This window comes from Streptomyces viridochromogenes (genome assembly GCF_001270495.1).
Lineage (GTDB): Bacteria > Actinomycetota > Actinomycetes > Streptomycetales > Streptomycetaceae > Streptomyces > Streptomyces viridochromogenes_A.
Genome location: NZ_LGUR01000022.1, coordinates 1 through 12978, shown reverse-complemented (window position 1 = coordinate 12978; position 12978 = coordinate 1). Strand labels below are relative to the sequence as shown.

Sequence of the window (12978 nt, the reverse complement as noted above, 5' to 3'; positions counted from 1 at the left end):
TGCCCGCCCTCCTCGGCCGCACGGCCATCCGCACCCGTGCCCTCAAGTCCCTCCCCCGCCCCCAGCTCGGCCACGGCGCCTCCCTCCTCACCGCCCCCTGGGCCCCCGTCGCCGTCCGCGCCGCCCTCACCCGCGGGCTGCGCAGAGCCGCCGCGCCCTGGACCTCGACCACCCTCCTCAGCAACATCGGACGTATCCCGTACCCCCTGGACTTCGGCGAGGAAGCGGGCCGCGCGCACGCCGTGTGGTTCTCGGCACCCGCCCGGATGCCCCGCGGCCTCACCGTCACCACCGCCTCCACCGCGGGCCGCCTCCACCTGGCCCTGCGCTGGTCGCGGGCCCTGCTCAGCCACGGCGACGGCGCCCACCTCCGGGACCTCTTCGAGCACTACCTGCACACCACGGAGGTGACCCCGTGACGACCACCCCGGTGAAACCCCCCGAACTACGCGAGTTCTACGAGAACCCAGCCGTCCCCGTAGCCTCCGGCACCCCCCGCAGCCGCCGTCAGGCCCGCATGCTCGCCGAAGCCCTGGGGCCGGCGACCGCGGGCCGGAGCCGCACGATCCTCGACATCGGCTGCGGCGACGGCACCGCCGCGGCCACCGCCGCCCCCTACCTCCCCGGCCACCGCATCGTCGGCATCGACTGGTCCCAGGACGCGCTACGCCGCGCCCGCACCCGGATCCCGTACGCCGTCCGCGGTGAACTCACCGACGGCGGGCTGCCGCTGCGCACCGGTGCCGCCGACGCCGTGCTGTTCAGTGAGGTGATCGAGCATCTCGTCGACCCGGACGCCGCCCTGGACGAGATCCGCCGGGTGCTCCGCCCCGGCGGCCATCTGATGCTCTCCACCCCGAACCTGGCCGCCTGGTACAACCGCGGCCTGCTGCTGGCGGGCGTACAGCCGGTGTTCTCGGAGGTCAGCCTGCGGGGCATCCACGGGCGGCCGGGGCGGGAGGTCGTGGGGCATCTGCGGCTCTACACCGCGCGTGCGCTGCGGGAGTTCGTCGCCGCGTCCGGATTCGAGGTGGTACGGCTGGCGGGGGCGCCCTTCCACGGCGTACCGCGTCCGCTCCGCCCTCTGGACCGGCTGGCCTGTGCCCGGCCGCCGCTCGCGTCGATCCTGCTGCTGCACGCACGACGGACGTAGGGGGCGTGGACCATGTGGTGGGGAGTGGCCGCGGCCCTGATGGCGAACACCCTGTACAGCCTCGGTTTCGTCCTGGAGAAACGGGCGCTCACCGCGTTGCCGCAGGTGAGCATCCGGCAACCCGCCCGGCTGCTGCGGCTGGTGCTCGGCAGCCCGCTGTGGATCGGCGGCTCGCTCGCTCTCGCCGCCGGGTTCGGGGCGCAGCTCGTGGTCTACCGCACCCTGCCGATCGCCGCCGCGCAGGGCATCTTCGTCTCCGGGCTCGTCCTGCTCGTCCTGCTCTCCGCCCGGCTGCTGGGCGAGGAGACCAGCGGGCGGGAGCGGTACGCGCTCGGCGCGATCCTCGCCGCGCTGCTGATGGTCGTGCTGTCGCTGCGGGAGGGGCCCGACGGCGGGGAGACCGTGGGCCGGGCCGCCCCGTATCCGCTGATCCTGCTGGTGTGCGTGCCCTCGCTGGCGGCGGGCGTGTGGCTGTACAACTCCGCCGAGCGCAGGGCCCGGCACCGGCACCGGCTGCCGACGACCGGCGTGGAGTACGGCGTGGCGGTGGGGCTGCTCTACGGGGTCAGCTCGCTCGCCATCAAGGGGGTGTCGAGCCAGCTGACGGCGAGCGGGATCGGCGGCGCCCTGCTGGGCCTGCTCCGCTCCCCGTACCCGTATCTCCTGCTCTTCACGGGGGCGTTCGGGCTGGTCATGTCGCAGGCCGCGCTGCAGCGCTGCCGGGCCTCGCTGATCGTGCCGGTGTGCACGACGGTGACCAGCCTGTACACGGCCGTCCTCGGCACCCTGTCGTTCGGCGAGACGCTGCCCGAGGACCCGCTGCGGCTGACGCTGCGGGTCGCGGGCACGGCGCTCGCCGTCGCCGTACTGCTGTCGATGCCGAGACACGACCCACCCGCGCCACCACCCCCGCCGTCTCCTCAACCCCCCATCGGCGCCAAGGAGTTGACCCCGCCATGAAACCCGACGATCCGCTGCTCCAGATCCTGGCCTGCCCGCTGGACAAGGGCCCGCTGCACCTCGTCGTACCGGACGGGCCGGACGGTGCGGAGGCGGCGGCCGAGGCCCTGTACAACCCGCGCCTGCACCGCCGTTACCCGATCGTGGACGGCATCCCCCAGCTGCTGCCGGCCTCCGGGGAGCAGGTCTCCGACGACGAACACGAGGAACTCCTCCAACGGATGGCCCCATGACCCTGGCCGCGAGCATCGCCCCTCTGCTACCCACCCGCCTGGTCGCCGCCGTCGCCCGGGCCGTGTACCCGCGCTTCGAGCCGGAGCTGGCCCGGCTGGCGGAGCTGTGCCCCGCCGGCTGCGGGACGGCCGTGGACGTCGGCGGGTGGTACGGCCCGTGGACGCGCCGCCTGTCGCGGCGGGCCCGCCGGGTGGTGACCGTGGAACCGGTCCCGCACCTCGCGCGGCTGCTCGCGGCGACGGCCCCGCCCAATGTGCGGGTCGTGCAGGCCGCGGCGGCCGAGCGCCCCGGCGCGGCCCGGCTCTGGCTGCCGCCGCGCGACGCGGGCGACCGGGGGGTGTCCTCCCTGGTCCGCCGGAACATCCACGCCACCGCCCTCCCCGTCAGCTGTGTCACCCTCGACGAACTCGGCCTCAAGGACGTCGGGTTCGTCAAGATCGACGTCGACGGCAGCGAGCTCGCGGTGCTGCGCGGCGCGACCGCCATCCTGGCGCGCGACCGCCCCGCCCTCTTCATCGAGCTGGAGTCCCGCATCCAGCCGATCGCCCCGGTGGTGACGTACCTCTCCCTGCTCGGCTACGACGGCTGGGTCCTGCCCGGCCGCGACTGGGTGCCCCTGAGCGGCTTCCCGCTGGAGACCCACCAGGCGGAGACCTCGTACGTCGTCACCCAGGGCCTGCTGCGCCGGGTCCTGCCCTTCCGCGGCCCGCGGTACGTCAACTCGGTCCTCTTTCTCCCCGACGGCCGCCGCCCGGTCGGCGACGATGGATCGCATGCCCTCCGGAAAGCACCCCGCTAGCCCCTTCACCCCCCTCGACTTCCAGCTGGTGCTGCTGCGCCGCATGGCCGACCACAACCCGGACCTGGTGGACAACGCCCGTCGTGAACTGGGCGTCTCCCTCGCCGAGATGCGCGAGGCGAACAAGCGGTGGCAGGCGATGGTCCGCTCCCCGCGAGCGCGCGGGGCCGCCTCCCGCTACCGCTCGGTGCTGGGCGCCCCCGAGTCCGTCGTCACCCGCAAGGTCGGCGACCTGGACTGCGCGGCCTGGCTGTGGCCGGTCACCCTCTGGCCCGACCTGCGCTTCGAGGTGCTGCTCGCCCCGAACGGCGCGGTGTGGAACGAGTGGCTCGTCCGCGCCCCGGGAGCCCCGGGCCCGCCCCTGCGCACCCTGTCCGACCTCGCCCCCTGGTCCTGCACGGTCGACGAGGCGGCCCGCGCCTTCGCCCCCGCCCGGCCCCTGGAGGGGACGGCCCCGACACGGTGGGGCCTGGCGTTCACGGCGCCGGACGAGGCGGGGGTGCGGCGGGAGGTGGTGGCGGAGTTCACGTGGGGGCTGTTGCAGCGGGTGGCGGTGACCGGCTAGCGGACGGCCGCCGTCAGGATCGCCTCGACCACGCGCGCGACGGACGCCGTGTGCAGCGAAAGGAACAGATTCGGCTCGACCAGCTCCAGCTCCATCACCCGCGGCTCGCCACCCGGCCCGTCCTCCCCGTCCACGAGGTCCACGCGCGCGTACAGCAGCTCCGAAGTCTCCGGTACGGCGGCCAGGGCGCGCTCGGCGACAGCGAGCTCGGCCGGAGTCGGAGTCCAGGGCTCCAGACCGGGGTGGGCGACCTTGCGCTCGTCGTAGGGGGTCCCGGGCGCGAGGACGGCGCCCTTGCGGCTGGCGTGCAGCAGGCGGCCGCCGTAGAACTGCAGCGCCCGTTCCCCGCTGACGTCGATGCCCTTCATATACGGCTGCACCATCGCGGTGAACCCTTCCGCGTGCATCCGCGCGAGCTGCCGTACCGCCGTGTCGTGCTCGTCGGGCGTGTAGCGGGCGGCGAACCGCGCGCCCGCGCCCGAGGTGGGCTTGACGACGTACTCGTGGTCGACGGGGAGGGCGTCGGCGCCGTCACCGGGGGCGAGGTAGCGGGTGGGCACGACCGGCACACCGGCGTCGGCGAGCTCGCCGAGGTACCGCTTGTCGGCGTTCCACCGCACCACCTCGGCCGGGTTCGCGAGCCGGGTGGCCTTGCCGCAGCGCTCCGCCCACGCCAGGAACTCGGCCGCCCGCCAGCTGTAGTCCCAGGTGGAGCGGATCACGGCGAGGTCGTAGCCGCCCCAGTCGGCCCGCTCGTCGTCCCAGTACACGGCGTCCGCCTCGGCCCCGGCCTCCCGCACCGCCCTGACCAGCACGGGGAGGTCGCGGTCGACGCTGACCTCGGGGCCGGGGCGGCAGGTGACGAGGGCTATTCGGGGCACGGTGGGCTCCTTCGGGCGGAACGGTCGAGCGGATCGCAGGTTAACAAGCGCTTCCGGAACCGGGACAGGCCGCTTGACCTTCACCTTCGGGGAAGGCCCAGCATCGGTGCGAGGAACCGGAGAGGGCCGGAAAAGGGCCGGGAGGGGACCGGGATGCGCGAGGACATGCTGACGATCGGGGCCTTCGCCAAGGCCTGCCGGCTGTCGCCGAAGGCACTGCGGTTGTACGACGAGCTGGAACTGCTGAAGCCCCGCCGGGTCGACCCGGAGACCGGGTACCGGTACTACGCCGTCGAACAGCTGGAGCAGGCGCGGCTGGTGGCGTGGCTGCGGCGGCTGGGCATGCCGCTGGCCCGGATCCGTCGGGTGTGCGCACTGCCGGACGCCGACGCCGCCCGCGAGATCCGCGCCTACTGGGCGCAGGTGGAGTCGGAGACGGCCGCGCGGCGGGACCTCGCCGAGTTCCTCATCGGGCACATGTCGGCGACACCGAGGAAGGACACCACCATGCTGGAACTGCGCTACTCCGCACACTCGGACCGGGGCCGGGTCCGCCCCGCCAACCAGGACACCGCCTACGCGGGCACCCGACTGCTCGCCGTGGCCGACGGCTGCGGGCCGGCGGGCGCGCCCGCGAGCAGCGCCGCGGTGGATGCGCTGCGCTTCCTGGACGCGGCGGAACTCCCGGCCGGGAACGTGCTCAACCTGTTGGAGGAGGCGGTGCAGGGCGCGACGGAGGCGGTCCGGGACGCGACGAACGGCGCGGACGAGTCGGGTACGACCCTCACCGCTCTCCTGTGGACGGGCTCGCGCCTCGCCCTGGTCCACATCGGGGACTCCCGTGCGTATCTGCTGCGCGACGGCGCCCTGTTCCGCATCACCCACGATCACACCGTGGTCCAGTCGATGATCGACGAGGGCCGCCTGACCCCGGAGGAGGCGACGTCCCACCCCCAGCGCATGCTGCTCCTCAAGGCCCTGTCCTCCACCGCGACCGCGACCCCGGACCTCCGCCTCCAGGACACCGAACCCGGCGACCGCTACCTCCTCTGCTCCGACGGCCTCTACGGCGTCGTCCCCGACGCCCGTATCCGCCACCTCCTCACCTCCGCCCCGGCCCCCGACGCCGCCGTCCACGCCCTGATCGACGCGGCGAACGGGGCGGGCGGGCCGGACAACGTCAGCTGTGTGGTGGCGGACGTGGTGGAAGGCGCCGCCTGACCTGGTCGCATCAGGCGGGCGGCGCCGACATACCCGGCCGGGGTCACCTCACCGCGGGCTCAGCCTCCCGCCGCGGCTCCGGCTTCGATTCCGGCGCCGGCTGCGGCTGCGGCTGCGGATAGAAGTCCCGTGGACGTCCCTTCTTGTCCCGCAACCCCGCCAGCAGGCTGCCCGGGTACTCCACCGCCCAGTAGCTCACCGTCGCCACCAGGACCCCGGCCGCGACCACGAAGACCGCCGCCGGCAGGAAGCCCGCCCGGGAGCGGGGCAGGGCGCCGGTGTCGTACAGGAGCAGCATCAGGGGCTCGTGCCAGATGTACAGGCTGTAGCTGACCAGGCCCACGCCGGTCAGCCATCGGGCGCGCAGCAGGGCGTGCCAGCGGGGTCGGGCCGAGGTTCGCACGTGGAGGGTGGCGTAGAGCAGGGCGAACCAGAGGAGGGCGGCCAAGGGGTGGTAGTAGGTGTGCCAGGGGTTCTCCGGTTCGGAGTGGTACGACAACGCGTACAGGCCGGCTGCCGCGGTCAACGCCATCGCCGTGGCCCGACGCGCGCCGACCCGGCACCGCTCCCCCAGCGCCACCAGCAGCACCGCCAGCAGCATCCCGGCCGCGAAGCCGCCGAGGCGGGCCTGCGGGCCGAAGTACACCGGCCAGTTGGTGTACGGGACGCCGAGGGCATGGTGGGCGACGGCGATCCAGGCGATCGGGGCGAGGTAGAGCGCCGCGCAGCCCGCCGCGCACAGGGCGACGCGGGCGCGGCGGGTGCGCAGGCGGCGGCAGGCGCGGATCGCCAGGGGGCCCACGGCGACCAGGGTGAGGTAGAACGCGATCTCCAGGGACAGCGACCAGGTCGGGCCCAGGGTGTAGAAGATGCGCCGCTGGTCGAAGACGTGCGTGAACGTGAGGTGTTCCAGCAGGTCGCGCCAGTCGCCGGGGAGGGCAGGGTTGCGCAGCGACCAGACGACGAGGACCGCCAGGAAGTACAGCGGCAGGATTCTCGTCGCCCGGCGGAAGAGGAAGTCCCCGCCGGAGCGGGTCCGGTCGTCGCCGTCGATCGCGGCGCGGGCGTAGGAGAGTGTCAGCAGGTACGCCGACATGACGAAGAACAGGTCGATGACCTCCAGGGAGATCAGCGCCCCGAGGTAGGGGCTGTCGACCGGCGGGTGGGCGCCCCGCGCGTCGTACACGTAGTACTGCTGCCAGACGTGGAAGACGACCGTGCTCAGGGCGGCCAGGCCCCGGTAGCCCTGGAGTTCGAGCCTGCGGGTGCCGCTCATCGCTGCCCCACCGCCTCGGCGGCCGCGCGGGGCGTGACCCGCCAGCGGCGGTCCCCCAGCAGTTCCTTGAGGTGCGACTGCCGGGCGACGATGTTCTTGAAGTGGGTGTAGAAGACGGTCGAGATCAGTGCGTGGCGCCAGAACCAGCCGCGCCTGGCGCGCAGTTCGGGCAGGGCGAGCCGGCCCGCGAAGGCCGTCTGGGTGAATCCCGCCGACAGGGTGAAGGCGAAGGCGAGCAGGCAGGCCGGGGTGGCCCAGTCGATGCGGTCGGCGCCGCCCGCACGGACCGCCGAGTGGAGCAGGATCGGCAGGATCTGGAGCGACAGCCACGGCTGCACCTCGCGCCAGCCCAACAGCACCACGAGTCCCGTCTTCTGACGGCGCGTGAAGGAGGGGGACCGCAGGGCCCGGTACAGGTGTCGCAGCGACACCTGGAGCCACCCCTGCGCCCAGCGTGAGCGCTGGTTCCACAGCGGTTTGAGGCGGGTGGGGGCCAGCTCCCGGGAGATCAGCGTCCGGTCGGTGGCGATGCGCGCGCCCTCCGTCAACGCGCGTAGCGTCGAGTCGATGTCCTCGGTCAGCATCGAGCCGTGCATCCGGGTGCGGGCCAGCAGGTCGGTGCGCCAGAAGCCGTTGGAGCCGCCGAAGATGCCGAAGCCGTACAGCCGGGTCCGGCCGGGGTGGCTGACGGCGTAGATCGTCTCGAACTCTGCGGCCACCTGCCGGGCCACCCAGGAGCTGTCGCCGTTGCGGATCACGCAGTGGCCCTGGACCACGTCGTAGCCGTGGGACAGCCAGTCCCAGGCGTGGCGGAAGGCGTCCGGCGCGGGGTGGTGGTCGGCGTCGAAGATCCCGACGAACTCGCCGCGTACCCGGCTGACGGCGGCGTTGACGTTCTGCGCCTTGGAGGTGCTGCCGGGCACCGGGAGCAGCACCAGCCGCCGGTCGCGGCGGGCGATCTCGCGCAGTGCGTCCTCGACCGGCAGTGCATGGGGCGTGTTGTACGCGAGGACGATCTCCAGTTCGTTCGGGTAGTCCAGGCGCAGGAAGGACTCCACGGTGTCGACGATCGTCGCGGCCTCGTTCGGCAGGTAGGCGGCGATCACCGCGCTCGCCGGCGGGTACGGCTGCGCGGGCGCCGCGGGCCGGGTGGGCGCGTCGAGCGAGAAGAGGCATTCGAGGAGGATCAGCGAGGCGGACAGCACCAGTCCGGCCACCACCACCCAGTACACCGGCGAGGCGACGTCCCAGCCGAGCACCGTGTACGCCTGCTCGTACAGCGCGAACGGCACGCCCACGCCGATCAGCAGCGCGAGCAGCGGGGAGAGCGCGAGCAGGAGCGGTCGTACGACCCTCCTCGCGCGGCGGCGCGGGGCGGCGGCCCGCATCCACGGCTCGTAGCGGACGGGCCGCAGGTCGCCGTGGCGCAGGGCCTCGGCGACGGCGTCGCCCGCCCGCTCGACCGCACGGCCGTCGGCGTCCGCGAGGGGGAGCCAGCCGACGGCCGGGGTCAGCCGTACGTTCTCGTCGGCGACGACGAACCGGGTGCCGGCCACGGTGGTGGCGAACTCCGTCAGCGCGCGCCGGGCCGTCTCCTCGTCCACGCCGGGCATGAGCACGTACAGGCGCCCTTCCTCGTCCCGGCCGAGCCGGTCGCTGCCGTTGCCGAGCCGCTCGGCGACGGCGGCGAGGCGTTCGGTGACCTCGCGGCGCACCCGTGCCCCGAACCGTTCCTCCAGCGTGTCCGCCTCGGCCACGGCGACCACCGCGAGGACACCGTCGCGGCGCCCGGGGCGGCTCCCGGGCCGGCGCAGTTCGCGGTCGAGTTCGGCTTGGAAGTGGGGTGCGGAGTACAGGCCGGTGCGCGGGTCGAGGGCCAGCCGGTCGACGGGGACCGGGACGCGGTGGAGCTTGGCGGCGATCCGGGCGGACAGTTCGACGGGGTCGGCGGCCTCGGGCAGGCAGTCGTCCGCGCCGCTTCTCAACAGGCGGGCGACACCGGCGGGTTCACGGTCGGCGGTGACCATGACGAGCGGCAGCACCTGGCCCTGGGGCGCGGTGCGTATCTCCCGTACGACGGCCAGGGCCTGTTCGACTCCGCCGTGGCCGTCCAGGGCGACGATGGCGTCGGGCGGGGTGTGCTGGACGCTGCGGCCCACGTCGCCCGGGGCGGCGTGAGTGACCGCGTAGCCCGTGGATTCGAGGGTGCGGGTGAGCTTTTCACGTCGGGGGCCGGGGGTGCCGACCGCGAGGACATGACCTTGTGCCGACGCGTCGGCCGGCGGTCCGCCGGTCTGCGGGCAGGCCGGAGTGGTCCGGGGCGCGGGTGCGCGCCTCAGTTCGGTGTACATGGATGTGGGTCCAATCCTGTTCGGATGTGGGGGGAGGACCTTTTGTCGCTACCTAGCCTCACCAGGCGCCGTGAAGCCACACCTGCGGCGATGTTAAAGGCTGATTGCCTTTACGTGCCCATGCCAAGAAGATGAAGGGAATGGCGTGACCGAATGTGAGAGCACCGGGCAATGTGGAACCCGCGGCTAGCGTTCTCCGTCCGGCTCCCAGGCCAGCAGCCGCGCCTTCGCCACCGTACGGACATGCCGCCGCATGGCCGCCGCCGCCTGCCCCGGGTGGCCGGCCTCGATCGCGTCGAGGATGGCCTGGTGCTGGGCGAGGGAGCGGGCCGGGCGGTGGGGCTGGCGGAATGACGACCGCTCCTTGAATTCCTGGCTGATCGCCGTCGTGCGACGCGCCGCCGAGCCGGGCGGGACGCCGAATCACCCTGGCGGCGATTCAGCCACCTCTGCCCCGCTACGCGGGAGCGGGCCTTCACTCCGGCCCTGAAGTTCACGACCGCACCCTGCCCGGAAAGAGCGGTGGTGGCAGTAGTGCCCGCGGCGGTGTGGCTGGTGTTGGTCGTGCCAGGCTGGAGGCAGGCCCCGACGGCCACCACACTCGGTGTCCGTAGCAACAGTGCCCGTTGCAACAGTCAGGAGTACGACGCGTGTCCTCTCTCTTCCCGGCCCTGACGGGCGCTCCGGCGGAGCGAGCCGCCGTGCGGTTCGGCGACCGCTCCCTGGCCTACGGCGAACTCGGCGCCGCCTCCGGTGCCCTCGCGGCGCGGATCGGCGGGGCGGCCAGGGTGGCCGTCTGGGCGACCCCGACGCTGGAGACCGCCGTGGCGGTCCTGGCGGCACTGGAGGCCGGTGTCGCCGCCGTACCGCTCAACCCGAAGTCCGGGGAGAAGGAGCTCGGGCACATCCTGTCCGACAGCGCGCCGTCGGTGGTGCTGGCCGCCCCGGGTGACGAACTGCCCGCCCCTCTCGGCGACTTGGAGCGCGTCGACGTCGACGCGCATGCCACCGGCCCCCGCTCCCGCCCCGCCCCGGAGGCGTCCGACGAGGACCCCGCCCTGATCGTCTACACCTCCGGCACCACCGGCCCGCCCAAGGGCGCCGTGATCCCGCGCCGGGCGGTCGCACACACCCTGGACGCGCTCGCCGACGCCTGGCAGTGGACCGGGGAGGACGTGCTCGTCCACGGCCTGCCCCTGTTCCACGTCCACGGCCTGGTCCTGGGCATCCTCGGCCCGCTGCGCCGTGGCGGGTCGGTACGCCACCTCGGCAGGTTCAGCACGGAAGGCGTCGCGCGCGAACTGAACGACGGCGCGACCATGGTGTTCGGCGTGCCGACCATGTACCACCGCATCGCCCAGACCCTCCCCGAGGACCCGGGGCTGGCGCAGGCACTGGGCAAGGCCCGCCTTCTCGTCTCGGGCTCGGCCGCGCTCCCCGTGCACGACCACGAGCGGATCACCGCCGCGACCGGGCAGCGGGTCGTCGAGCGCTACGGCATGACTGAGACACTCATGAACACCAGCGTCCGCGCGGACGGCGAGCCACGGGCCGGGACGGTCGGCGTCCCGCTGCCCGGCGTGGAGCTGCGGCTGGTGGAGGAGGACGGGACGCCGATCACGTCGTACGACGGCGAGACGGTGGGCGAGATCCAGGTGCGCGGCCCCAACCTGTTCACCGAGTATCTGAACCGCCCCGACGCGACGACCGCGGCCTTCACGGAGGACGGCTGGTTCCGGACCGGCGACATGGCGGTGCGCGACCCCGACGGGTACGTCCGGATCGTCGGCCGCAAGGCCACCGACCTGATCAAGAGCGGGGGGTACAAGATCGGGGCGGGCGAGATCGAGAACGCGCTCCTCGAACACGCGGGTGTACGGGAGGCGGCCGTCACCGGCGAACCGGACGCGGACCTGGGCGAGCGGATCGTGGCGTGGATCGTCCCGGCGGACCACCGGTCACCGCCCACGGACGAGGAGTTGGCGGACCATGTCGCCCGCCGCCTCGCCCCGCACAAGCGCCCGCGGGTGGTCCACCATCTCGCCGCCCTCCCTCGCAACGACATGGGGAAGATCATGAAGCGGGCGCTGCGCCATGACTGAGCGGCGGACCGCCCGGGAGGCCCTCGCCCTGGTGACGGAGGACTTCGCCGAACTCCCGTACCCGGCACGGGACTCCGCCCCCGACGGCCCGCTCGCCTGGCACGGCTACGACGCCTCGCGCGCCCGCGCCGCCGAGCGCACCGGCGAGGAGGAGTCGGTGGTCTGCGGCACCGCCACCGTCGAGGGCACGCGCGCGGTCCTGATCGCGTTCGAGTTCGGCTTCCTGGGCGGCTCGCTGGGCGAACGCACCGGCGACCGGCTGGAGACGGCGTACACCTGCGCCCGCGCCCGCCGGCTGCCGGTGGTGGCGCTGGTGGCGACGGGCGGCAGCCGCATGCAGGAGGGCATGTCGGCCCTGACCCAACTCCAGCGCGTGGCACGCCAGTCGATACTCACCCGGGAAGCCGGCCTGCCCCAGATCGCGGTCCTGCGCGACCCGACGACCGGCGGCGGCTGGGCCACCCTCGGCGCGGGCGCCGATGTGACCCTCGCCCTGCCCGGCGCCCAGGTCGGCTTCGCGGGCTCCCGGGTCCGCCCGCCGGACGCGGATCCGGCGGCGTACACGGCGGAGGCGCAGGTGGTGGCGGGTTCGGTGGACGCGGTGGTCCGCCCGGAGGAGCTGCGGCAGTCGCTCGGGTGCTGGCTCCGCCTGCTCACGGCCCCCTCCACCGCACCGGCCCCACCGCCACGCCACCTCGGCACCACCGGCCCGCCCACCACCGGCTGGGACGCGGTCCGGCGTGCCCGCTCGCCCCTGCGCCCGTGCGCGGAGGCGTATTTGGCGGCCTACTTCACCCACCGCGTCGCGATCAGCGGCGACCGGTGCGGCGGTGCCGACCCCGACGGCATGCTCTGCGGGTTCGGCGCGCACGAGGGCCGTACGGTCGCCTACGCCGCCCAGACCGGCGCCGCCACCCGCCCGGCGGGCTACCGCACCGCCGCCCGGCTGATCCGCCTCGCGGACCGGCTCGGCATCCCGGTGCTGACGCTGGTGGACACGCCGGGTGCCGCCAACGACGCGGATGCGGAGCGGCAGGGGGTGGGCGCGGCGATCGCGGACCTGTTCGGGGCGGTGGCCGGGGCCCGCGTCCCGGTCACCACGCTGGTCGTCGGCGAGGGCGGCTCGGGCGGGGCACTGGCGTTGGCGGCGCCCGGCAACACCTGGGCCACGCCGGACAGTTACTTCTCGGTCATCGCGCCGGAGCTGGCGGCGGCGATCCTGAAGCGCGGGCCGGAGGAGGTGGAGGCGACCGCGGACCAGCTGCGGATCCGGCCGCAGGACCTGGTGGAGCTGGGGGTGATCCGGGGAGTCGTCGGCGGGCCGAGCGGGAGCGCACCCTAAGGGTTGTCCCGTAACTGCTGGTCACGGGTGAGATGATCTTGGTGTGGCTGGTGTGATCACGGCGTCGGAGCCGTCCTGGATAGCCCCGTTCACC

Annotated in this window: 11 protein-coding genes and 2 pseudogenes; 9 read left to right on the top strand and 4 right to left on the bottom strand. The window is 73.8% G+C overall.

The genetic code is table 11. From position 1 onward, the window contains the following. The 6 genes and pseudogenes from ADK36_RS04930 to ADK36_RS04905 all read left to right on the top strand — a co-directional run. Window positions 1-419: pseudogene (locus ADK36_RS04930) on the top strand (condensation protein); the annotation flags it as partial. Continuing rightward, window positions 416-1153 carry a class I SAM-dependent methyltransferase gene (locus ADK36_RS04925; RefSeq protein ID WP_048587124.1) on the top strand — a complete coding sequence of 246 codons (738 nt, stop codon included), beginning with the start codon at window positions 416-418 and terminating at the stop codon, window positions 1151-1153. The pseudogene ADK36_RS04930 and the gene ADK36_RS04925, both read left to right, overlap by 4 nt. 24 nt (window positions 1154-1177) lie before the next feature. Beyond that, window positions 1178-2113, top strand: coding sequence for a hypothetical protein (locus ADK36_RS04920; RefSeq protein WP_048587123.1), 936 nt, complete (start codon window positions 1178-1180; stop codon window positions 2111-2113). Further along, window positions 2110-2346 carry a Trm112 family protein gene (locus ADK36_RS04915; protein WP_048587122.1) on the top strand — a complete coding sequence of 79 codons (237 nt, stop codon included), beginning with the start codon at window positions 2110-2112 and terminating at the stop codon, window positions 2344-2346. The genes ADK36_RS04920 and ADK36_RS04915 overlap by 4 nt, the downstream gene beginning before the upstream one ends. Further along, a complete protein-coding gene (locus ADK36_RS04910; RefSeq protein ID WP_048587121.1) occupies window positions 2343-3146 on the top strand; it encodes an FkbM family methyltransferase in 804 nt (267 codons plus the stop codon). Before ADK36_RS04915 ends, ADK36_RS04910 begins: the two co-directional genes overlap by 4 nt. Then, window positions 3112-3711 carry a hypothetical protein gene (locus ADK36_RS04905; protein WP_048587120.1) on the top strand — a complete coding sequence of 200 codons (600 nt, stop codon included), beginning with the start codon at window positions 3112-3114 and terminating at the stop codon, window positions 3709-3711. Before ADK36_RS04910 ends, ADK36_RS04905 begins: the two co-directional genes overlap by 35 nt. Here the strand turns inward: ADK36_RS04905 and ADK36_RS04900 are convergent. Beyond that, window positions 3708-4592, bottom strand: a complete 885-nt coding sequence (locus tag ADK36_RS04900; protein ID WP_053196493.1) for an ATP-grasp domain-containing protein — start codon at window positions 4590-4592, stop codon at window positions 3708-3710. The genes ADK36_RS04905 and ADK36_RS04900 overlap by 4 nt on opposite strands. 153 nt (window positions 4593-4745) lie before the next feature. On the opposite strand from ADK36_RS04900, the gene ADK36_RS04895 reads away from it, so the two are divergent. Beyond that, window positions 4746-5813: a MerR family transcriptional regulator gene (locus ADK36_RS04895; protein WP_078916780.1), complete on the top strand. Its 1068-nt coding sequence runs from the start codon at window positions 4746-4748 to the stop codon at window positions 5811-5813. Between the two features lie 43 nt (window positions 5814-5856). On the opposite strand, the gene ADK36_RS04890 is transcribed toward ADK36_RS04895, so the two are convergent. The 3 genes and pseudogenes from ADK36_RS04890 to ADK36_RS45815 all read right to left on the bottom strand — a co-directional run. Continuing rightward, window positions 5857-7089: an acyltransferase family protein gene (locus ADK36_RS04890; protein ID WP_078942579.1), complete on the bottom strand. Its 1233-nt coding sequence runs from the start codon at window positions 7087-7089 to the stop codon at window positions 5857-5859. Further along, window positions 7086-9440, bottom strand: a complete 2355-nt coding sequence (locus tag ADK36_RS04885) for a glycosyltransferase (RefSeq protein WP_078942578.1) — start codon at window positions 9438-9440, stop codon at window positions 7086-7088. The genes ADK36_RS04890 and ADK36_RS04885 overlap by 4 nt, the downstream gene beginning before the upstream one ends. Window positions 9441-9626: 186 nt before the next feature. Then, window positions 9627-9794, bottom strand: a pseudogene (locus ADK36_RS45815) (FCD domain-containing protein); the annotation flags it as partial. A 296-nt stretch (window positions 9795-10090) separates the two neighbouring features. Here ADK36_RS45815 and ADK36_RS04880 point away from each other — a divergent pair. Both ADK36_RS04880 and ADK36_RS04875 read left to right on the top strand, forming a co-directional pair. Then, window positions 10091-11542, top strand: a complete 1452-nt coding sequence (locus tag ADK36_RS04880) for an acyl-CoA synthetase (RefSeq protein ID WP_048587117.1) — start codon at window positions 10091-10093, stop codon at window positions 11540-11542. Then, a complete protein-coding gene (locus tag ADK36_RS04875; RefSeq protein WP_048587116.1) occupies window positions 11535-12884 on the top strand; it encodes a carboxyl transferase domain-containing protein in 1350 nt (449 codons plus the stop codon). Before ADK36_RS04880 ends, ADK36_RS04875 begins: the two co-directional genes overlap by 8 nt. Window positions 12885-12978 lie beyond the last annotated feature (94 nt).